Genomic DNA, 20824 nt, shown 5'->3' with positions numbered 1-20824 from the left:
ATGACCAGGGTGCAGATGGGGCCGCGGGCGAGCAGGTGGTGGATCGCCTACCTGCTCGTCTTCGGCGCCGCACTGCTCGGCGCGCTGCTGGACCGGCGGTGGGGCACCGCCGCGCTGGTCACGGCGATCCTGATCGCGGGCCTCGTCACGACGGCCGGCTCCCTGCTGCTGCAGCTCGCCGTGCACATCGTGGCCTGCGCCTTCGCGGCGCTGTCCGCGGAGATCGCCTTCGCCGCGGGCGACGTCTTCTGGGGCGTCTTCGGCCTGGTGGCGGCCCTCGTGCTGGCCGCACTGGTCCCGCTCGCGCTCCGGGAGGGGTCGGGCGGGCGAATCCGCACCGAGGAACTCGTCGGCCGCACGGTGCCGCAGGCCGAGCGGCTGCTCGGCTACCCGCGCGACCGTCAGCCGGGCGATCTCGGTGCGCCCGTCCTCGTGCCCGTCCCCTTCGGTCCGCTGCCCGACGGTGCCGACCGCCGCGCCCGGCTCGTGGTGACGTCGGTGGCCGTCGATCCCGCCGGCCCGTGGATCGCCTTCGGCGTCGCGCCCGCCGCCTACGCGCCCGCTCTCGACAGCCGCGCCCGGGGCACCCTGCAGGCCGAGCTGCACGCCCGCGTCGGCGGCTTCCCCGCCGATCTCCGCCCCGCCCGCACCGTCCCGCCCGCGCGGGCGGAGACCGCTACGCCGAGATGAGGGCGGGGGAGTGGTCGGCCACCTCGACGATGCGGTCGCGGAGGAGGCGGAACACCGTGTCCACCGAGCGGGTCGCCTGCGTCGTGTCCGGATGCATCGCGTTGAAGTCCAGGCCCGACTCGTCGCGGTTGATCCAGGTGAACACCTCGCGCGAGGGCGTGGCGTTGGCGAACACCGAGAAGTCGTGCTGCCGAGCCAGTTCCGCGCCCGGAACCCGCGTGACGTCGATGTAGGAGAGCATCGGCGCGGTGAAGCCGTGCTGCACGGGGAAGCCCGGATCGTCGGCCAGCAGGTCGATGACCGGGTAGACCGGGGTGCGGTCCAGCTGCTTCGCCGTCGCGACCGCCTCGTGCGCGTTGCGCGCGACCTCGTCGAACGTCCCCGAGGCCGAGAACTGCACCGGGACCAGGGTGACGTACCAGCCGACGGCCATCGCGTCGCCCGTCGCGGACCGGTCGGCGCGCGGGATGAGCATGGTGAACAGCTCGTCGCCCGTGAGGTTGTTGTGGACCTGCCCGAGCACCGCGAGGAGCGCGCTGCTCATGTTCGCGCCGGCCCGCTTCGCCGCCGCGCTGAAGCGGGCGGTGCGGTCGGCGTCGATGAACGAGGCGTGCACGGCGATGCGGCCCGGTGCCGCCTCGCCGTCGGCGAGCCCCAGCGGCAGGGGGAAGCGCGGCATGCCGCCCGCGCGCCTGAGCGTCTCGCGCCACTGCACCACGTCGGGATGCGTGGGCGTGAGGGTGGCGGCCAGCGTGCGCTGCTCGCGGGTGAACTCGCGGTGCGGGCGCACCGGCACCGGCACGTACGGGGTGCCGCTGCGGGCCGCGGTGTACCGCGAGACGAGCTCGAAGAAGCTCACGGCCTGCGAGACCCCGTCGGTGTACAGGTGGTCCGAGCAGACCACCACCTGGAAGTGCGGGTCGGCTGTGCCGGGGCGCGCGTGCTCGACGCCGGTCACGGCGAAGGCGAAGGCCGCCCACTCGTGCAGCTCCGGCACCGACGACATGAGGTAGTCCTTGACTGTCGCGCCGGGATGCGTTTCCGACGAGGCCTCGACGGCGAGAGCGATCTGCTCCGGAGAAAGCGTGCGTCCGCGCGGATTCGGATCCGTCGACACCGGAAATGCGGTGTGGAAGACGCCGTGCCCGCGCACGAATTCGGTGAAGACCGATTCGACGGTTCTTTCATCGAAAACATCGTGGATCGTGAATGTGGTGAAGACGAGACGCCGGGTGCAGGCCTCGCCGTCGATGCCGCTGCGCAGGTGGTCGGCCTGCACGTAGGACGTGCAGACGTCCAGGTCAGGGGCGGTGCGCATCGCCTCCTTGGTGGTCGCGTCCGGAGCCCAGACGGTCCACTCTCCCGCCGGGCACTGCCACTGCTCTGAGAAACCCGAGATCATGAAGAACATGATGACTAAGTCCATAGCGCGGCAAAAGACGCACGAACAGTGAGAAACCCGACAATTGTCGGGGGTTCACATTTCGTCGTGCATGACGCATCATGTGCATCGCTAATTACAGAACGAAGTAATGGGGGGTGTCGTGCCATGCGGAATGCAAATGAACAGCAGATTTCCTACACGCCGTACGGGAATTCGGGTCACTGCGAGGGGGTCGGCGCGCCGGCACCGTCGGCCCCCGAGATCCGCCGCGCGCGGCCCGTCGCGGCCACCGTCGCCCCGCCCAGCAGCACCGTCGCCCACAGCAGGTGCGCGGTCCACGCCCCGGCCCGCTCCGCCGCTGACGCGGAGACGGTCGCGATCTCGCCGGGCACCCGGTAGAGCCGCAGGTCGGGGGTATCGACGGCGAGCGTGAGACCGGGGAGCGGCACCGCCGGGAAGGCCGTCTCGCCGTCCACGAGCACGGCCTCCACGAGAACCCAGCCGACGCCCAGCTCCGCCAGGCGGCCCGCCAGGGCGTCGCCGCCGGCGGCGAGCGCGTCCTCCGCGTCGGACGCCGCGCCGGGCACCCGGTCGACGGAGCGCCCGCCGACGCGGAGTTCACCCGTCTGCAGGACGGGCGCCCGCAGCATCCGCGGCGCGGGGTCGAGGACCGGCGCGCCGGGCCCGTACGCGTACGTCCGGAACATGCCCGGCGGCAGCACCGCGACCGATCCGCGGTCCGCGGGCACCGCCTCGGCGACGGTCCGCCACGACTCCGGGTAGGTCACCGGGGCGAGCGCCCCGCCCACGCCCCACGCCAGGCCCGGCAGCACCGCGATCGGCACCGCCACCGCCATCACGGCGCCCGCGGCCCGCGCGGCGGCGGGCACCGCGGCGACCAGTGCCGCGGTGCAGGTCGCGTACAGCGGCAGGGCCAGCGCCACCCACTTCTGCCCGTCGCGCAGCAGCCCGCTGCCGGGGATCGCCTGCACCACGGCCTCGAGCAGCGCCGTCCCCGGGCCCGTCGCCGCCAGCGCGGGCAGCACCACCGCGCACAGCGCGAGCAGCGCGAACCGGCCCAGGGGCGGGGAGAACACCCGCGCGCGGAGCACGAGCAGCCCGCCGACCACCAGCGCGAGGGCGAGCGCGGTCCAGAGCCAGGGGGCACCGTCGGGCACGGCCTGCCGGTTCCAGATGCCCCCGAGCCCCAGCAGGGAGCCCAGCGTCCCCAGGCCCGGCTCGGCCCGGGCGGCGAAGACGGCGACGCTCGCCGGGTCGGCGCGCACCCCGCTGCCCGAGACCAGCGACGGGTACAGCCACGGCGCGGCCGCGCACACGAACAGCCCCAGCTGCCAGGCCCACCGCCGCGGCGCCGCCACCAGGCCAGCGATCAGCGCGAGGACCGCACCCGTCGGCGTCAGGCCGCCCGCGGCGAGGCACGCCGCGAAGCCGCCGAGCTGTGCCCGGCCCTCCAGCCGCAATCCCACGACGACCGCCCAGCCGATCGCCGCGTACCCGGCCAGCAGGCTCCAGTGCCCCTGCAGCAGCCGCTCGGCGACGAACGGATTCCACAGGCCCACCGTCGCCGCGGCCAGGCCCGCCCCGAGGCCGGCCTCGCGCCCCACGGCGGCGAGGATCGCCAGCGCGCACCGCCCGAAGCCCCAGCCGGCCGCGACCAGCGCGACGAACAGCAGCGCCGTCACCAGGAGGCCACCGTCGACCACCTGCGAGCCGACGGCCAGGAGCCAGTCCTGCGGCGTCGCGCGGGCGGCGTTGTCGCCGAGCCCGAGCGCGGTGTCGGTGAGGTACGAGCGGGGCGTGGAGACCGCGTCGCGCAGCAGGAGGTAGCGGCCGCCGACGGCCAGCGGGCCCAGGATCACGGCGGCGAGCACGGCGGACCAGGCGGCGAGGGCCAGGTCGCGCGATCTCATCGACCCGAGCCTACTGACACAATGGCCGGGTGCGAGGTTTGGCGTGGGTCACGATCGGCTCGATGCTGGCCAACCTCTGTTCGTACCTGGTGCACCTGCCCGCGAGCCGCTGGCTCGGGCCCGCCGGATACGGCGAGTTCGCCTCCCTCCTGCAGCTGACGCTGATCCTCGCCGTGCCCGCGCTCGCGCTGCAGACCGTCGTCGCGCGCCAGGTGGTCCGCGGCGCCGGGGCCGCCCAGATGCGGGCGCTGGGCTACCGGATCGCGCTGGGCGCGGGCGTGCTCGCCGCGATCGCGGTGCCGCTGGCCGCCGCCGGCCTGCACACCCGGGCGATCACGGCCGCAGCCGCGCTGGCCGCCGCGCCCGCGCTCGTGCTGCTGGCCGTCGAGCAGGGCCTGCTGCAGGGCGAGCGGCGCTTCGGCCGGCTCGCGGCGCTGCTCGGTTTGGCCGGCCTGGGCAAGCTGATCTTCACCGTGCCCGGACTGCTGCTGGGCCCGGGGCCGGCGCTCCTCGGTACGACGGTGGGCGCGCTCGTCGCCGCCGCGGTCGGCCGGGCGCTGGCCGGGGCCCCGGCGGGGCACGAGGCCGGGCCCGACGCGGGGGTGCGCGCGGTGCTCGGCGCCAGCTCCGTGCAGCTGGTGCTCGTCGTCTTCGCCTCGCTCGACCTGCTGCTCTCGCGGCCCGTCCTCGGCGCGGCCGCGGCCGGCACCTACGCCCTCGGCGCCGTGGCGTCGAAGGTCGCGTTCTGGCTGCCGCAGGCCGTCGGCGTCGTCTTCTACCCGCAGCTCGCGACCCCGGGCCGGGCCCGTGGCGCGCTGCGCACCGTCGTGGGGCTGCTGACGGCCCTGGGCCTGGCGTGCGTCGCCGGGGCGGCGGTGTGCGCCCCGCTCGCGACGCTGCTCGCCGGCGAGGACTACCGGCCCGTGCAGGGGCTGCTGTGGCTGTTCGCGGCGCAGGGTGCGCTCCTGGCGCTGCTGCAGGGCCTGCTGCTCTACGCCATCGCGATCGAACGCACCCGCATGGCGCTGTTCGCGTGGGCGGTGGTCGCGGCCGAGGCGGCGATACTGCTCACCTTGCCGCGCACCCCCGCCGAAATGATCACCGCCGCGGCGCTGTGTGCGCTCGCGGCGGTGATGGTGATCGGTGCGGTCGTGACCGTCAGCGCTCGTCGCGCTTCCGGAAGTCGATCGCCTCGGTCTGCGACTCGTCCGGCCGGGGCTGGGCGCTGAACGCCTCCGTCGCCGGATCGCCGCCGACGTCGGGCGTGGTGATCGGGTCCTCGTCGAGCGGTGCGGTGGGAGCGGCATCGCCGGAACCGGCGGCGGCCGCCCGGCCCGTGCCCGGTCCGCCCGCGGTGGCCGGGTTGCGGCCCAGGAACAGGGCGAAGACGCCGAGGCCCAGGGCGATCAGGCCGAGGACGCCGCCCGCGACGGGCGCCACGTACTTGGCGACAGCGATCTTGTTCTGCGCCGACTTCGCGACCTCCGCCTGCGAGCGGACCGTCGCATCGACCCAGCGCTGCTTGGCGTCGAAGACGTCGAGCTTGAAGTCGCGGACCTGCTTCGGCGTGTTCGGGGCGACCTGGCCGGGGAGGCGGAACTGCTGCGTGTAGTGCAGCGACTGGTCGACGATGACGCCCGAGGTCGGGTCGACCCACAGGTCCACGTCGGTCTTCGCCCAGCGGTTCAGCGTGATGTCGTCCTTGGGATCGACGCCGCCGATGCCCCACCAGCTCGCGGGCATGGTGAGCACGGTGCCCAGCGTCGGGTCGTTGCTGTCGCGGATCGTGGAGAGGTCCACCCAGCTCTGCTGGCCCTGGAAGTGCAGCGTCTTGGTGCCGCTGACCTCCTTCTCCTCGACGAACTTCAGGCCCACGTTGCTGCGCGTGATGAGGTCGAAGAACTCGTACTTGCCGTCCTGCGTGGTGCCGGCGGGGAAGCGGTACTGCAGGCCCTTGCGGTCGGCGATCTTCACGGCCGGGGTGCTCTCGCCGGGCTGGTAGGTCGCCTCCGAGGTCTTGCCGGTGGGCTCACCCGTCTCGCGGTCGAGGGAGACACGGTCGAGCCAGGCCTGCACCAGGCCGTCGTCGCAGGGACGCTTGTCCTGCACGGCGCCGGTCAGCTGCGGGTGCCGCGGCTCGCCCTTGGTCTTGATCGACGGGACGACCATCGAGCTGCCGGACTGCACCGTCATCGTCGACTCGTCCGACGGAGTGGTCACCAGCGTGCGGGTCTGGGTCGTCACCGAGACGTCGTTGACGACGGCCTTGTCCCGGTTGATCGAGCACATGTCCAGCGACTTCGCGGGGAAGTCGGCATCCGCCTGGGAGTCCGCGACCTTCTCGGACTTCGCCACCGTCGTGGTGTCGATGTCCAGCGGGATCGTCGTCAGCTTGCCCGCGACGTACGCCGGTCCGGCGATCGCGGCCGTGATCAGCAGCGCGCCCAAGAAGATCAGGATCGGACCGATAACGCGCGCCAGCCGGCTACGGCCTACCGCCATCGAAGTGTCTCCTCACAGCTCTCGTGGAGCGCGTACGGGGTTCGCACACGCCGTCGGGGCACGCGGTCGCGCTCCCTTACAAGTACCCGAGCCTACAGGTGGTGCCGGGGTGGCATGGGCCACGCGCGCGGGCGGCGCCCGGATCCCGGGTAGATTCGGTGGACGATGAGCACCGTCGGGACCAGCGAATTCGCATCTGCAAAGCCTGCGGGTGCGGCCGGTTTCGTGCCCGCACTCGAGGGCATGCGCGCGTGCGCGGCGATCGCCGTGATGCTCACCCACACCGCCTTCCAGACCGGTCAGGTGGGTCATTCGGTGATGGGCCGGGTGTGGGGCCGGTTCGACATGGCGGTCGCCCTGTTCTTCGGGCTGTCCGGGTTCCTGCTGTGGCGCGCGCACGCCCGGGCCGCCTGGACGTCCTCCGACGGCCCGCCGACGGGGCGGTACTACCGGTCGCGATTCGTGCGGATCATGCCCGCGTATCTCCTGGTCGCCGTGGTCGCGCTGGCCCTGCTCCCGCGGTCGACGGCCCCGTCGGGCTCCACCTGGCTCGCCAACCTCTCGCTGACCCAGGTCTTCGTGCCCTACTCCCTCACCGACGGGCTGACCCAGATGTGGTCGCTCTCCGTGGAGATGCTCTTCTACCTGCTGCTGCCGTTGGCCGCGCTGGCACTCGTGCGGCTGCGCGGTTCGGCCGCGCGGTGGCGGGTGCCGGCGCTACTCGCCGTGGCGGCGGTGTCGCTGAGCTGGGCGTGGGTCGGCGCGGCGCTGCCCCTGCCGCCGGGGGTGAACCACCACAACTGGCTGCCCTCGTACGTGCCGTGGTTCGTCGCGGGCATCGTCCTCGCCGAGATCGTGAGCGCTCCGGTCGCCTGGTTCGCTCCGGTGCGGCGCCTGGCGCGCCGTCGCGTGTGCTGGCCGGCGGCGCTCGTGGTGTTCGCCGTGATCTGCACGCCGCTGGGCGGGCCCGTCACGCTCGACACCCCCGAGGCCTGGCAGTTCGCCCTGCGCATGGGACTCGGCGGGGTGCTGGGCTTCCTGCTGCTGGCGCCGCTCGTGTTGGCGCCCGCCTCGGAGCCCTCGCGGTGGCTCGGCTCGGGGTTCATGCTGGCGCTCGGCCGCTGGTCGTACGGCATCTTCATCTGGCACCTCGTGGTGCTCACCGCGATCTTCCCGCTGTTCGCGATCGTGCCCTTCAACGGCGCCTTCCTGAAGGTGACCCTGCTGACGCTGGTCTTCTCGGTCGCCGTCGCGGCCCTGAGCTACGCCTGGGTGGAGGAGCCGGCCCGTCGCTGGCTGGCTCGCCGCGAGGCCCGACGGTCCGCCGCCTCCTCGCCCGCCGAGGCCGCGCAGGCGCGGATCGAGCCGCCGGCCGCGGAGCCCGTCGCGCCGGTGGGGTAGTTCTGCACGGAAGCGATGCGTGCCACGCATGCCCCTTCGTCGTTGTAGGTCAGAGGCGCATTTCGGCAGCGGGTGACGCGCGCGGCGCATCACCCGGAGTCTGCCCGGGGACGTCCGAGCGTGTGCCTTGCGCACCGGTCCACGGCGTTTCCTGGGGGATTCGGTGCGGCGTGGGGGAAGGAACGCCGCGTGGGGACGTCGAACGAGCACTGCGGAATCGTGGGGAGCTGCGGGGGTATGCGCCGGACGCATCGCTCGAACAGCAAAATGAGCCACTGACCTGCAGGTTCATGGGGTATGCGTGGCGCGCATCGCTTCTCTGCGAGACAACACCCAGCCCGCAGGCCTACTTCGCGCCGCCGGCCTCGCGCTCGTCCTCGCCGGACGCGCCGCCGCGCCGGCGGAGGAATCGGGTGGGCGGCACCGTCGACCAGGCCATCAGCAGCACGCCGACCAGGGCCAGGCCCTGCGGCCAGGGGCCGTGGCCCACGTAACCGGCCTCGGCGTGCCACGGGCCGGTCGCGAGCAGCAGCATCCCCGCCAGCACGAAGCCGGAGGCGCCGAACACCCGGATCGCCGCCCGACGGTCCGCCGAGACGTGCAGCCCGGAGACCACCCACGTCGCGAGACCGGCGGCCGCCCACAGCGCGAGCCCGGGCCAGCCGCTGAGCACGAAGGCGACCGCGCCGATCCCCAGGCCCGCCGCGACCCCCGGCTGCCAGGCGCGCACCGGCCCGCCGTCGGCACGCGGCCGCGAGCCCGGGACCAGGGCCAGCGCCGCGAGGATCACCAGCAGGGCGAGCCCGCCGAAGAGCCCGATCCGGTACGGCGCGTTGAGCGCGAACCGCAGGGTCACGGCACCGTCGGTCCCGGCGGGCACCACCCAACCCTGCTGCCAGCCGTTCACCGTCACGGCGCGCAGCGGCGTGCCGTCCGGCCCCGTCGCGGCCCAGCCGGAGTTGCGGCTCTCGGGGACGACGAGCACCTGATCGGCGTCGGCGCGGCTGACCGTCACCACCCGGCGGTCTGGGGTCCAGCTCTGCACCTTCACGCTCTCGTCCCGGGGCGATGCCTCGGCGGCCGCCGGCGTGTCCAACGACAGCGAGTCCACGCTGAAGGCGAGCCCCGGCGACGCCACGACCTGCGCCTTCCCGGCCGGCAGCGGCACCGGCGCGGGGTCGCAGGCCACGGCGCGGACGGGCGCACCGTCGCGCAGCTCCCGCGCTCCCGCCTCGATCCGGAAGCGCAGCAGCCGGTCGCCGATCCGCACCGTCGGGCCGGTCTCGCACGGCACCACGACCGGACGGTCCGCGGGCGCGGGATCGGATCCGGGGACGGGCGCCCCGTCGGGGCCGACGGCCCGCACCTCGGCGAGCCCGGGCGCCATCTTCTCCGGGAAGCCGAAGTCGTTGATGTTGATCCGCTCGTCCCAGTCGAGCAGCGAGATCGAGATCGAATCCGTCACGGCCGGTTCGACCTTCACGGTGACGGAATCGCCCGACGGCAGCTCGCGTACCTGCCGCCCCGTCCCCAGGTCGACGCCGATCCGCGTCGGCCGCGCGGGCGCCTCGCCGCCGGGCAGCCGCAGCGTCAGGCCGCCGACGACCTGCGGCGACGGCAGCCGCAGCCGCAGCACCGGCTTCGGCGACGTGGGCTCGGTGACCGACTGCGGCGCCGACCAGACCGTGTTCGGATCCCCGTCGACGGCCGCGGCGGAGCTCGCCCGGCCGTCGCCGACCGCCGACTCCGCGAACGCCGACGGCGCGCCCGCCGCCCCGAGCAGCGCCGACAGCGCCTGGCCCGGGCGGGCGCGGACCGTCAGCGACGGCGTCACCGCAGCTGCCCCGGGACCGTCGACGGTGCGCCGCAGGGGCCCCGGCTCCTCCGGCCCGATGGCGATGTCGGCGCACTGGACCGGTCCCGGCGCGCCGTTCTCGCCGGGCGTGACGACGCAGCCGGAGCGGCCCATCGTGTCCTGACCGAAGACCCAGCGCTGCGCCGGCCCGGACGCGGGCAGCGCGACGTCGTGCCGCGCGGGGATCGACTGCTTCGACCGGGTGTCCGTGAGCTCGGCCTCGGTGATGGCGAACTGGTTGCCCCAGGTGCGGTCCGCGGTCTCGGCGGCGGTGATCCGCACCCAGCGCGTCGGCTCCGACGGCGCGACCAGCGTGATAGGCGTGCCCGCCGTGACGGGATCGGAGTAGACGGTGCCCGCCTCGGTGGTGATGAGCAGGCGCGTGACCGCGGGGCCCAGTGCGCGCCCGACGGTGACCGTCACCGACAGGTCCGCCCGCGGCTCGGGCAGCGTGAACTGCAGCCACTGGTTGATCGCATGGTCCAGCCCGGAGGAGACCCACGCGGTGTTCTTGTCGCCGTCCACCGCGGCGGCGGTCCCCGCGCCGGGGAGCACGGTGCCGAGCTGCGTGGCGTCGGCGGCCGAGCTGGACGCGGATACCGTCGCGCCCTGCCACGTCCCGTCGACCAGCCCCGCCGCCGGGTAGTCGGGCAGCCGGTTCAGCGTTCGGCGGGGATCGGAGGCGGTGCGGATCGCGGAGCTGTGGTCGTCGACGCGGCCGTAGTCGGTCTCGCGCCGCTTGGGCGTGTCGGTGACGGTCAGCGGACCGTCGGGCAGGCCCGCGTCCTTCGCGTCCGAGGCGAGCAGCGCCGCGCCCAGCTCGCGCCGGCCCGACGCGGCGGCGTCGGCCTGCAGCCCCAGCAGCGCCTCCGGCCCGCCCGCGACGCGCGGCATCGTCGCCAGGTCGGCCACGTACGGGCCGGTCGGGGCGCCGCCGTCGACGCGGTAGATCGTGATGGCCGGCAGCGGTGGCCGCAACCCGGAGTCGACGACCACCTTCTCGACGGTCGGCGGCGCGATGTCCGCGCCGAACCGGGCGACCTCGCTGATCCCGGGCGAGCCCTCGATCGCGGCGCGGGCCAGCGCGGGCCGGGCGGAGCGCGACGTGCCGGGGTCGAGGTCGGCCCGCAGCACGAGGTAGGAGATGCCCTGGCGGCGCAGCGTCGCGGCCAGCCCCGCCGACGGTGTGCCCGCGCTGAACAGCCGCTGCACCGAGTCGAGGGCGCGGATCGCGCCGGGCGGGTTGAGGGGGATCGCGTCGCGCACGGCCCACGGCGTCTCGGCCAGGGGCTGGATCGGCTCGTCGCGCGTGAGGCCCCACAGCTGCGCGCCGAAGGGCGCGCCCGGCACGACGAGGGCGCGTTCGGCGCGGGCCTGGCCGGGCGCGGTCCCGGCGGCGTGCGCGGACAGCCAGTCCGCGGCCTGCGACCAGTAGTCGGGGATCTTGTCGTACGGCCCGCGGGGCGCGAGCTTGCCCGTCCACGCCATGCCGCCCGCTAGCGCGAGCACCACGACCACGGCGAGGGCGCCCGCGGCGAGGCGGTCCTGCTCGGGGTGCGCCAGCGCCCGCCGCACCTTCGCCAGGCCGACGGTGCCGGGCAGCGGCGCCCGGGCCAGCAGGTGCGCCATGCCCAGGACCAGCGGCAACCGCAGGAAGGGCTCGAGCTTGTAGACGTTGCGCAGGGGCGCGCCGACGCTGTCGAGGAAGACCCGCACCGGCTCGGCCACCGGGGAACCCAGGCCGCTGGCGTAGCCCGCGCCGATCCCCGCCAGCCCCACGAGCAGCACCGTCGCCCAGACCCCGCGCTTGGGCATGCGCCGCATGGTGAGCCCGGCGATGCCGGCGCACGCGACCAGGCCGGTGACGACGACCGCGGCGGGGGAGGTGGTGAGCATGGCGCCGGCGCCGCGCTCGTCGGAGATGAACGGGCTCCACGACGTGGTGCCGCGCAGCACCTCCGGCACCGACGCCCATTGCGTGGTCGCGCGGGAGGACTCGATGAACTCGAGGAACGGCGGGCTGACGCGGCCCATGATGAGCAGCGGCACGATCCACCAGGTGGTCGCCAGCGCCACGCACACCGCCCACCAGGCGCTGAACCGCCAGAACCGGCCGGTCCCGGCGCCGAAGCGCACGTGCAGCAGCCACCACAGCGCGGCCACCGCGCACGCGAAGCCCGTGGCCACGGCGTTCACCGCGCCCATCAGCGCGACCGCAACCGCCGAGCGGGCGGCCAGGTTCCGCAGCGGCACGTCCGCGCCCTGCAACAGCAGGACCAGGGGGAGCAGCACCCACGGCGCGAGCATCACCGGCGCGGTTTCGGAGCTGATCGCGCCCAGCGTCGTGAGCACCTGCGGGGCCAGCACGAACGCGGCCGCGGCCACGACGCGGCTGCCGCGCGAGCCGGTGCCCAGCGCCTCGGCGAGCCGGACGATGCCCCAGAAGCCCGCGAACAGCAGCAGAGCCCACCACAGGCGCTGCGTGATCCACGGCGGGACGTGCAGGAACTGGCCCAGCGCGAAGAACGCGCCGTGCGGGAAGAAGTAGCCGTAGGCCTGGTTCTGCACCTGGCCGAGCGGGGACTGGCTGGACCAGACGTTGGCCGCGCGGGCGAGGAAGCCGATGGGGTTGGCCGTGAGGTCGAGCTTGGTGTCGGCGACGACCTTCCCGGGCGCGCTGAGGAAGCTCAGCGCGAGCAGGGCGACGAACGCCCACGCGCCTGCGCGGCGGGTCAGGGGTTCGTCGGAGAAGTGGGGGCTACTTGTTGGCACCCGAGTCGTCGCGCTCGCCGTAGTTCGACGAGCCCTGCAGGAAGCCCTTGTCCTTCGACACGGTGTTGACATCCGTGGTCGGCGACGTCTGCGCGACGGCCGCGCCGCTCACCAGTGCGAGGGCCACGGCGACGACGATGCCGGCGAGCGCTGCGGTGGCGCTGGCGATGATCGAGGTGCGGTCCATGCGGGAAAGTCTACAGGTCCAGCTCCGCGCAGCCCGACGGCACGATCATGACCGGCCGCTTGCATCCGCGCAGCACGTGCTCGGAAACGGACGAATGCCACAGCGACCGGATGCCCGAGACGCCGCGACTGCCGGAGACGATGACGTCGACGTCGAAGGTGTCCGACGCGGCGATGAGCGCGGTCCACACGGTGGTGGAGACCTCGATGAGCTCGCCGTGCGCCGTGAAGCCGGCCGCGGCCGCCAGGTCGACGCCCTGCTGGTTCGTCTTCTTCGCCTCGGCGTGCACCACGTCGCTCTCGCGGGTGAGCGCGGTCTCGGCGGCTCCGGCCCCCGCGACGCCCGACATGGCGGACAGCCGGGCGGCCTGGTGGATGGTGGACTCCCACGCGGTGACGACGATCGCCTCGGCGTCGCGGCCCTGCGCGAGCACCTTGCTGGCGTACTTGACGGCGCGCTGGGAGGACTCGGAGCCGTCGTACGCGATCAGAACCTTGACGGGGACACTCATGCGGATCACCTCGATCTTCACGGTTACCTGATGCCTCCAGGCTACGCCGAAACGCCTCGGTTGCAAGATGCAAGTCCGGGCGAGTCCGGCGCGTCGCGGACGCGCCCCCGGGCTGGTTTTCCCCCGCCTGCCAGACTGCGCGCATGCGAAGAAGCCGCACTCCGCTCCGCGCCGCCGCCCTCGCCTCCGCCGCGATCGCCGCGCTCGCGGTGACTCCCGCGACGGCGGGAGCGGCACCGTCGAACCAGGCTTGCGGAGGCTGGCGCACGACGGTCCTGCGGTCCGGGATGGGCACGCTCGAGAACCTCGCCTTCGACGGTGCCGGCACCGTCTACCTGGCCCGGCAGAACGTGGTGACAGGGAAGGGGAGCCTGCTCGCGGGCGCCGCGCCCGGCGCGCTGCGCACCGTCGTCGACCTGCCGAACCCCGGCGGGATCGTGGTGCGCGACGGCGCGGTGCACGTCGCGACGGCGAACAGCGCACCGTCGGGGCTGCTGGGGAGGACGGACGGCACGGTGACTGTCGTGGACCCGGCCACCGGCGCGGCTCGCGTCGTCGCGTCCGGGCTGACCATGCCCAACGGCCTCGCGCTCCTGCCCGACGGCCGCGCCGTGACCAGCACCGTCCTCGGCCCGCGGCAGGGGATCGTCGCCACCGCGCCCGGCGGCGCGGCCGTGCCCTTCGCGCTGCGCGGCGAGCCCGTCAACGGCCTCTGGTTCGACGGTGCCTCCGGCCGCCTGTGGGCCTCGACGGCCACCACCGCGACCACGCGGCTCTACGCCATCGATCCCGCGCGGCCCGACCGGCCGCGCCGCTACGAGGTGCCCGGGTTCGGGCCGGGGCACTTCGCCGACGACCTCACCGTGGGGCCCGACGGTGCCGTCTACGTCGCGCTCGACCTGCCCGGGACCGTCGTGCGGCTCGATCCGGCGACCGGCGCGCAGTGCACGATCGCGACCGGCCACCGCGGCGTGACGTCGGTGCGGTTCGGCCGCGGCCCGGGATGGGACGGCGCCGCGCTGTACGCGACGACCCTCACCGGCAAGCTGCTTCGACTGTCCCGATAGCCGACCCGATCTGACAGACTGGCCCCGATGCAGAAGTTTCGGAACCTCACGATCCTGGTGATCGCCGCGGCCGGCGTCGCGGCGTGCGGCCCGTCCACTCCCGACGCCCCGCCGTCCACGACGACCGCGGTGCAGGCCCCGTCGGCGACCATGTCGACGGCACCGTCGTCGGGTGCGGGACGCCCTGCGACGTGCGGTACGGACTTCCTCGCGAAGCTCTCGGTGCGCGAGAAGGTCGGGCAGCTGCTCATGGTCGGCGTGCGCGACGCCGCCGACGCCCGGCGTGCCGTGCAGCAGGGCGTGGGCGGCGTGTTCATCGGCAGCTGGACCGATCGCGCGGTGTTCTCGGGCGGGACCCTGCAGGCGGTCGCGAAGGCGGGGAAGGTGCCGGCCATGGTCTCCGTCGACGAGGAGGGCGGCCGCGTCTCGCGCGTGCCCGGCGCCGACCTCGTCTCGGCGCGCGAGTTGGCGAAGACGATGACGGTGCCGCAGGCGCGCGCCGAGGGCGCACGGATCGGGAAGCTGCTCAAGTCCAAGGGGATCACCGTGGACTTCGCGCCCGACGCCGACGTCTCCGCCCAACCCGACGACTCCGTGATCGGCGACCGCTCCTACTCCGCGGATCCCACTGTGGTGGTGCAGTACTCGCAGGCCTTCGCCGCGGGCCTGCGCGACGGCGGCGTGTACCCGGTGTTCAAGCACTTCCCGGGGCACGGCAGCTCGTCGGGCGACTCGCATCAGGGCGGCGTGAGCGTGCCGCCGCTGAATCAGCTCAAGCAGAAGGACCTCATCCCGTTCCGCGCCGCGGTGAACACCGGGGATGCGGGCGTCATGGTCGGCCACCTGACGGTGCCGGGGCTCACCGAGCCGGGCCTGCCGACCAGCCTCAGTCCCGCGACGATGCGGCTCCTGCGCGACGGTGTCGGGTACGGGGCGAAGCGCTTCGACGGCCCGATCTTCACGGACGACCTGTCGGGCATGAAGGCGATCACCGACCGGTTCAGCGTGCCGCAGGCCGTCGCGAAGTCGCTCGAGGCCGGCGCCGACGTGGCGCTGTGGATCTCGACCGATCAGCTGAGCGCGGCGATCGATGCGGTGGAGGCGTCGGTGAAGGCGAAGCGGATCACGGCGAAGCAGCTCGACGATTCGGTGCTGCGAGTGGCGCGCGCGAAGCACGCCGTACGCTGCTGATTCCGAACGGATTTCACCGGAACTTACTTGCGAGTAACCTCGTGGGCTAGGATCTGACTCGAGAGTAAGGAGGACGCCGATGGCCGGTGGGACGAAGCGTTTGCCGCGCGCGGTGCGCGAGCAGCAGATGCTGGACGCCGCCATCAAGGTGTTCTCGCGCAACGGCTTCTACGAGACGTCGATGGACGCGGTGGCCCGCGAGGCGCAGATCAGCAAGCCGATGCTGTACCTGTACTACGGGTCGAAGGACGAGCTCTTCGCCGCGTGCGTCACCCGCGAGGCCGGCCGGTTCATGCGCAGCATCGAGTTCGACGCCAGCCCCACGCTGCCGCCCCTGCAGCGCCTGCGTTCGGTGATCGCCGGCTTCCTGAAGTACGTCGACGAGAACCGCGACGCCTGGCGCGTGATCTACCGCGAGGCGACCGGCCAGGCGGCGTTCGCCGCGCTCACCGAGGTGAACCGCGAGCGGGTGGTCGAGATGACCGCGGTGCTGCTCCGCGAGGCCGCCAAGTACGCGCCGGAGGACACCGACTTCGAGCTCTACGCCGTCGCCCTCGTCGGCTCCGGTGAGGCGATCGCGGACCGTCTGGCCACCGGCAAGGTCGAACTCGACCGCGCCGTCGAGATCATGACCTCGTTCCTCTGGGGCGGCATCCGCGGCGAGCGCCCGGAGTAATCGTCCGACGGTGCCCGGCCCGGTGGGCGGGTGCCCGGGCACGGCGGGTGTAGTCGCTCCGCGAAGCGATGCGTCCGACGCATACCCCGGTAGTGCCAGGTCAGAAGCCGATCTTCGGATAGGGGCGATGCGTGCTGCGCATCGCCTATGCGCTAGTCCGACAGTTCCAGCCACCACCGGCCGGAGAGGTGCGTGACCCTGGTTCGAGTCGCATCGGTCGGAATCGCGCCGTCGGGGTGGTATGCCAGGGAGGTGGTGCTGATCGACGGACCTGCGATGTGGAATCGCACGACACCTTCCCTCTTGGACGCCGAATACACGTCCTGCGTGCCGATCGACCGTGCTGCGTAGTCGTCGACGTCCGCCCGCGGGTCGGCGAGCATTCTTTCGGCGGCGGCTCGCAGCCGGGGTTCGTCGTAGTTCCACCGGGTGTCGGGTACGGCGTTCGTCCACAACAGTGCGATGGCGGTCGCCCCGATGAGCGGAATGATCAGCAACTGCCACACGAAGCGGCGGATCGTCCGCGCCCACGCCGCCAGATACACCAGCCAAGCCACGACGAGAAACGCACCGCCGAGGAACGACAGCAGTCCCAGGCCGGGGTCACCGGGGAAGGTTCCGGCCCAGAGTAATGCCGTGACGTCGAGCAGTACGAACAGCGCCAGTCCGTACCCGAAGTGGGTCCAATTGCGCCGCTCGACTGCGCGATCTGTCGACATGAATCGAGAGTACGGCAAGCGCAATGCGCGTGGCGCATCGCTCGAGCGATCGAATATGTGCCTGACCTGCACATACAGGGGGTATGCGTGGTGCGCATAGCTTCTCCGAACGACTACACCGCCCTTCTGCCGTCGCGTGCGCGAGCCGCAGCCAGAGCCACCGCCCGAGCCCGGAGACGACGATGCCCGCCGCGGCCGAAGCCGGGCGGGCACCGTCGGAGAACTGGACTTACAGCGGGGTGACGGTGGCCGTCACGTGCGGGAAGCCCTTCTTCAGGTCCTTCGCGACGATCTCGGTGCCGCCGGTCGCCTCGTCGCGCGAGACGTACAGCCCGATCTTCGCGGGCAGGATGACCGGCTTGCCGAAGCGCACGTGGTGCACGACCGCGTCGGGGATGTGGCCCTCGACGACGCGCAGCATCGCCGCCGCCGTCCACGCGCCGTGCGCGATCGACGACGGGAAACCGAACGCCTTGCCGCCGATGGGCGACATGTGAATCGGGTTCCGGTCGCCGCTCACGCCGGCGTAGCGGCGGATCAGTCCGCCGTCGGCCGAGAGCAGCGCGTCGGGAGCGCCGGGGCGGCCCTCCTTCGGCGCGGGACCGGACGGCTCACCGGAGAGCGAGGTCCGCTGCTGGATCAGCATCGTCGACACCTCGGACGCCACCGACGCGCCGGACGCGTCCGTGAACTCCGTCGTGAAGTCGATGAGCATGCCCTTGCGGTGCTCGCGCAGGTTGCCGACGGACGTGCGCAGCGTCAGCTTCTCGCCCGGCTCCACCCGGCGGCGGCGCGTGATCGTGTTCTCCACGTGCACCGACCCCACCGCCGCGGCGGGGAAGTCGTCCGAGAGGAACAGGTCCATGATCAGCGGGAAGGAGAGCACGTAGAGGTACATCACGGGCACCTCGCCGGTGTTCTTCAGCCCGACGGCCTCGCAGTACTCGCCGACTCGCGCGGGATCCACGTCGACGGTGAGCTCGACGGTCCGGTCCGGCAGCGCGGTCTCCGGGGTGAGTTTCCCCTGCTTACCGACCACCGGCAGGACGCCGCGCAGCCCGCGCGTGAGCACGGACAGGCTCGACGGCGGCGCCTGCAGCACGGTCACGTTCTTCGCCATGATCAGGCCCCCAGCAGGCTCTGACCGCAGACGCGCACGACGTTGCCGGTCACGGCGGCCGAGGCGGGCGCGGCGAAGTAGGCGATGGTCTCCGCGACGTCGACGGTCTGGCCGCCCTGTTGCAGCGAGTTCATGAGGCGGCCGGCCTGGCGCGTGGCCAGCGGGATCGCGGCGGTCATGGCGGTCTCGATGAAACCGGGCGCCACCGCGTTGATGGTGATGTTCTTCTTCGCCAGGACCGGGGTGTAGGCGTCGACGATGCCGATGACGCCGGCCTTGGTCGCGCCGTAGTTGGTCTGGCCGCGGTTGCCCGCGATGCCGGCGATCGACGAGACGTCGACGACGGAGCCGCCCTCGTTCAGCGCGCCGGCGGCGAGCAGGTCGTCGACCAGCTGCTTCGGGGCCTTGAGGTTGACGGCCATGACCGAGTTCCACTTGCCCTCGTCCATGTTGGCGAGCAGCTTGTCGCGGGTGATGCCGGCGTTGTTGACGACGATGTCGAGGCCGCTGTGGCGCGACTTCACCAGCTCGGCGATCTTCGCGCCGGCGTCCGCCGCGGTCACGTCCAGCGGCAGCGCGGTGCCGCCGACCTTGTTCGCGACCTCGGACAGGGCCTCGCCGGCGGCGGGGATGTCGGCGGCGATGACGTGGGCACCGTCGCGCGCGAGGACCTCGGCGATGGTGGCGCCGATGCCGCGCGCGGCGCCGGTCACGAGCGCGACCTTGCCGGCGAGCGGCTTGTCCCAGTCGGCCGGGGCGGCGGCGTCCTTGTCGGTGATGCGGATGACCTGCGCGTCGACGTACGCCGACTTGCCCGACAGGAGGAAGCGCAGCGTCGACGCGAGGCCCGAGGCGCCGGTCGCGGCGTCCGGGTGCACGTAGACGAGCTGGGCGGTGGCGCCGTCGCGCAGCTCCTTGGCGACGGAGCGGGTGAAGCCCTCGAGGGAGCGCTGGACGATGTGCTCGTCGAGGTCCTCGATCAGCTCCGGGGTGGTGCCGAGCACCACGAGGCGGGCGCTGTTGCCCAGGGAGCGGATCTGCGGGCCGAAGAACTCGTACAGGCCCTTGAGGTCGTCGATGTTGGTGATGCCGGTGGCGTCGAAGACCGCGCCGCCGAGCTTCTCGGCGCCGCGGGCGCCGCCGTTGTTGACCACGAGGTCGTAGTCGGCGAGCAGCTCGCGGACGGGCTCGACGAGGCGGCCCTTGCCGCCGAGGAGGACGGGGCCGGCGAGCGCGGGCTTGCCGGCCTGGTAGCGGCGCAGGACGGGCGGCTGCGGCAGGCCGAGGCGGCTGGCCAGGAAGGAGCCGGGGCCCGACTTCACGAAGGCCGCGTAGAAGTCCGTGCTGGGTGCATCAGGCATGTGAGGTACCTCATCCGTGTGGGGTTCCGATAGGCTATCGACAAGCAACTTACTCCAGAGTAAGAATACTCGGTAGTAGCAACCCTCGATCACTGGGAGAAACCCGTGGCAAACATCGAAACCCGTCCGGTCGCCATCCTCGGTGGAAACCGGATCCCCTTCGCGCGTTCGGACCGTGCGTACGCGAAGGCCAGCAACCAGGACATGTTCACCGCTGCCCTCAATGGTCTCGTGAGCCGCTTCAACCTGCAGGGCGAGCAGCTGGGCGCCGTGGTCGGCGGCGCCGTGCTCAAGCACAGCCGTGACTTCAACCTGATCCGCGAGTCGGTGCTCGGCAGCCCCCTGAGCCCGTACACCCCCGCCTTCGACGTGCAGCAGGCCTGCGCCACCGGTCTGCAGGCGATCAACGCCGCGGCCCAGGGCATCCAGCTCGGCCGCTACGAGGCGGCCGTCGGCGGCGGCGTCGACACCACCTCCGACGCCCCGATCGGCGTCTCCGAGGGCATGCGCAAGGTGATGCTCGAGCTCAACCGCACGGGCAGCACCGTCGACCGCCTCAAGCTGCTCGGGAAGCTCCCCGCGAACCTCGGCATCGACATCCCGCGCAACGGCGAGCCCCGCACCGGCATGTCGATGGGCGAGCACGCCGCCATCACCGCCAAGGAGATGGGCGTCTCCCGCGCCGAGCAGGACGAGCTGGCCTACCTCAGCCACACCAACATGGCCGCCGCCTACGACCGCGGCTTCTTCGAGGACCTGGTCACCCCGTACCTCGGCCTCACTCGCGACGACAACCTGCGCCCGGGCAGCACCGTCGAGAAGCTCTCGACCCTCAAGCCCGTCTTCGGCGTCTCGCTGGGCGACGCGACCATGACGGCCGGCAACTCCACGCCGCTCACCGACGGCGCGTCGACGGTGCTGCTGTCCTCCGACGAGTGGGCGGCCGAGCGCGGCCTGCCCGTGCTCGCGTACCTCAAGGACGTCGAGTACTCGGCCGTGGATTACGTCGGCGGCAAGGACGGCCTGCTCATGGCGCCGACCTACGCGGTGCCGAAGCTGCTGGCCCGCAACGGCCTCACGCTGCAGGACTTCGACTTCTACGAGATCCACGAGGCCTTCGCCTCCGTGGTGCTGGCGACGCTGCAGGCCTGGGAGTCGCCCGAGTACTGCAAGGACCGCCTCGGCCTCGACAAGCCGCTCGGCTCCATCGACCGCAGCAAGCTCAACGTCAACGGCTCGTCGCTCGCGGCCGGCCACCCGTTCGCCGCGACCGGCGGCCGGATCGTGGCCTCGGCCGCGAAGCAGATCAAGGAGAACGGCGGCGGTCGCGCGCTGATCTCGATCTGCGCCGCCGGCGGCCAGGGCATCACCGCCATCATCGAGGGCTGATGCCCCAGGCGTGATGTCTCAGGGCTGACGCCCCCGAGGACTGATGCAGCCGGCCCCGGCCGCCTAAG

Annotated in this window: 16 protein-coding genes; 7 read left to right on the top strand and 9 right to left on the bottom strand. The window is 72.9% G+C overall.

Annotated elements, in window-relative coordinates; translation table 11 throughout:
- Entirely contained in the window at positions 1–690 is a 690-nt protein-coding gene (locus LB823_RS13315) for a hypothetical protein (RefSeq protein ID WP_224647719.1), read from the top strand.
- Here the strand turns inward: LB823_RS13315 and LB823_RS13310 are convergent.
- On the bottom strand, positions 677–2092 hold the full coding sequence (locus tag LB823_RS13310) for a condensation domain-containing protein (RefSeq protein ID WP_224647718.1): 1416 nt from the start codon (positions 2090–2092) through the stop codon (positions 677–679). The two genes, LB823_RS13315 and LB823_RS13310, sit on opposite strands and share 14 nt — an antisense overlap.
- A 200-nt stretch (positions 2093–2292) precedes the next feature.
- Entirely contained in the window at positions 2293–4005 is a 1713-nt protein-coding gene (locus LB823_RS13305) for a hypothetical protein (RefSeq protein WP_224647717.1), read from the bottom strand.
- Positions 4006–4034: 29 nt separating this feature from the next.
- Between LB823_RS13305 and LB823_RS13300 the strand changes: the two genes are divergently transcribed.
- A complete protein-coding gene (locus LB823_RS13300) occupies positions 4035–5234 on the top strand; it encodes a polysaccharide biosynthesis protein (protein ID WP_224647716.1) in 1200 nt (399 codons plus the stop codon).
- On the opposite strand, the gene LB823_RS13295 is transcribed toward LB823_RS13300, so the two are convergent.
- Positions 5164–6507, bottom strand: a complete 1344-nt coding sequence (locus LB823_RS13295) for a DUF3068 domain-containing protein (protein ID WP_224647715.1) — start codon at positions 6505–6507, stop codon at positions 5164–5166. The genes LB823_RS13300 and LB823_RS13295 overlap by 71 nt on opposite strands.
- Before the next feature lie 165 nt (positions 6508–6672).
- Between LB823_RS13295 and LB823_RS13290 the strand changes: the two genes are divergently transcribed.
- Positions 6673–7908 (top strand): acyltransferase, encoded by a 1236-nt coding sequence (locus tag LB823_RS13290; protein ID WP_224647714.1) that lies wholly within the window; start codon positions 6673–6675, stop codon positions 7906–7908.
- A 346-nt stretch (positions 7909–8254) separates the two neighbouring features.
- Here the strand turns inward: LB823_RS13290 and LB823_RS13285 are convergent, their stop codons facing one another.
- Genes LB823_RS13285 through LB823_RS13275 form a run of 3 tightly spaced genes read right to left on the bottom strand, consistent with a single transcriptional unit; the run spans position 8255 to position 13233 of the window.
- Positions 8255–12535, bottom strand: a complete 4281-nt coding sequence (locus LB823_RS13285) for an alpha-(1->3)-arabinofuranosyltransferase (RefSeq protein WP_224647713.1) — start codon at positions 12533–12535, stop codon at positions 8255–8257.
- Entirely contained in the window at positions 12522–12722 is a 201-nt protein-coding gene (locus tag LB823_RS13280; RefSeq protein ID WP_068740648.1) for a DUF2613 family protein, read from the bottom strand. Before LB823_RS13280 ends, LB823_RS13285 begins: the two co-directional genes overlap by 14 nt.
- A 10-nt stretch (positions 12723–12732) precedes the next feature.
- Positions 12733–13233, bottom strand: coding sequence for a universal stress protein (locus tag LB823_RS13275; RefSeq protein WP_068524678.1), 501 nt, complete (start codon positions 13231–13233; stop codon positions 12733–12735).
- Between the two features lie 143 nt (positions 13234–13376).
- On the opposite strand from LB823_RS13275, the gene LB823_RS13270 reads away from it, so the two are divergent.
- The 3 genes from LB823_RS13270 (at position 13377) to LB823_RS13260 (ending at position 16167) form a co-directional block, all read left to right on the top strand.
- Positions 13377–14300: an SMP-30/gluconolactonase/LRE family protein gene (locus LB823_RS13270; RefSeq protein WP_224647712.1), complete on the top strand. Its 924-nt coding sequence runs from the start codon at positions 13377–13379 to the stop codon at positions 14298–14300.
- Between the two features lie 27 nt (positions 14301–14327).
- On the top strand, positions 14328–15491 hold the full coding sequence (locus LB823_RS13265) for a glycoside hydrolase family 3 N-terminal domain-containing protein (protein WP_224647711.1): 1164 nt from the start codon (positions 14328–14330) through the stop codon (positions 15489–15491).
- Positions 15492–15570: 79 nt separating this feature from the next.
- Complete coding sequence (locus tag LB823_RS13260; RefSeq protein WP_224647710.1) at positions 15571–16167, top strand: TetR/AcrR family transcriptional regulator; 597 nt, start codon at positions 15571–15573, stop codon at positions 16165–16167.
- A gap of 152 nt (positions 16168–16319) precedes the next feature.
- On the opposite strand, the gene LB823_RS13255 is transcribed toward LB823_RS13260, so the two are convergent.
- From LB823_RS13255 to LB823_RS13245, 3 genes are all read right to left on the bottom strand, one after another.
- Entirely contained in the window at positions 16320–16886 is a 567-nt protein-coding gene (locus LB823_RS13255) for a hypothetical protein (RefSeq protein WP_224647709.1), read from the bottom strand.
- A 229-nt stretch (positions 16887–17115) separates the two neighbouring features.
- Positions 17116–18006 carry a MaoC/PaaZ C-terminal domain-containing protein gene (locus tag LB823_RS13250; RefSeq protein ID WP_224647708.1) on the bottom strand — a complete coding sequence of 297 codons (891 nt, stop codon included), beginning with the start codon at positions 18004–18006 and terminating at the stop codon, positions 17116–17118.
- A 2-nt stretch (positions 18007–18008) separates the two neighbouring features.
- Entirely contained in the window at positions 18009–19367 is a 1359-nt protein-coding gene (locus tag LB823_RS13245) for a 3-oxoacyl-ACP reductase (protein WP_224647707.1), read from the bottom strand.
- 105 nt (positions 19368–19472) lie between these two features.
- Between LB823_RS13245 and LB823_RS13240 the strand changes: the two genes are divergently transcribed.
- Entirely contained in the window at positions 19473–20756 is a 1284-nt protein-coding gene (locus tag LB823_RS13240) for an acetyl-CoA C-acetyltransferase (RefSeq protein ID WP_224647706.1), read from the top strand.
- Positions 20757–20824 lie beyond the last annotated feature (68 nt).

This window comes from Tsukamurella sp. M9C, assembly GCF_020169415.1.
Taxonomy (GTDB): Bacteria; Actinomycetota; Actinomycetes; order Mycobacteriales; family Mycobacteriaceae; genus Tsukamurella.
The sequence above is the reverse complement of the archived record's forward strand: the minus strand, read 5'-3'. Positions and strand labels throughout refer to the sequence as shown.

Coding starts and splice junctions, on each gene's coding strand:
- LB823_RS13315 (WP_224647719.1), top strand. CDS start 1: ATGACCAGGGTGCAGATGGGGCCGCGGGCGAGCAGGTGGTGGATCGCC.
- LB823_RS13310 (WP_224647718.1), bottom strand. CDS start 2,092: ATGATCTCGGGTTTCTCAGAGCAGTGGCAGTGCCCGGCGGGAGAGTGG.
- LB823_RS13305 (WP_224647717.1), bottom strand. CDS start 4,005: ATGAGATCGCGCGACCTGGCCCTCGCCGCCTGGTCCGCCGTGCTCGCC.
- LB823_RS13295 (WP_224647715.1), bottom strand. CDS start 6,507: ATGGCGGTAGGCCGTAGCCGGCTGGCGCGCGTTATCGGTCCGATCCTG.
- LB823_RS13290 (WP_224647714.1), top strand. CDS start 6,673: ATGAGCACCGTCGGGACCAGCGAATTCGCATCTGCAAAGCCTGCGGGT.
- LB823_RS13280 (WP_068740648.1), bottom strand. CDS start 12,722: ATGGACCGCACCTCGATCATCGCCAGCGCCACCGCAGCGCTCGCCGGC.
- LB823_RS13275 (WP_068524678.1), bottom strand. CDS start 13,233: ATGAGTGTCCCCGTCAAGGTTCTGATCGCGTACGACGGCTCCGAGTCC.
- LB823_RS13270 (WP_224647712.1), top strand. CDS start 13,377: ATGCGAAGAAGCCGCACTCCGCTCCGCGCCGCCGCCCTCGCCTCCGCC.
- LB823_RS13265 (WP_224647711.1), top strand. CDS start 14,328: ATGCAGAAGTTTCGGAACCTCACGATCCTGGTGATCGCCGCGGCCGGC.
- LB823_RS13260 (WP_224647710.1), top strand. CDS start 15,571: ATGGCCGGTGGGACGAAGCGTTTGCCGCGCGCGGTGCGCGAGCAGCAG.
- LB823_RS13255 (WP_224647709.1), bottom strand. CDS start 16,886: ATGTCGACAGATCGCGCAGTCGAGCGGCGCAATTGGACCCACTTCGGG.
- LB823_RS13250 (WP_224647708.1), bottom strand. CDS start 18,006: ATGGCGAAGAACGTGACCGTGCTGCAGGCGCCGCCGTCGAGCCTGTCC.
- LB823_RS13245 (WP_224647707.1), bottom strand. CDS start 19,367: ATGCCTGATGCACCCAGCACGGACTTCTACGCGGCCTTCGTGAAGTCG.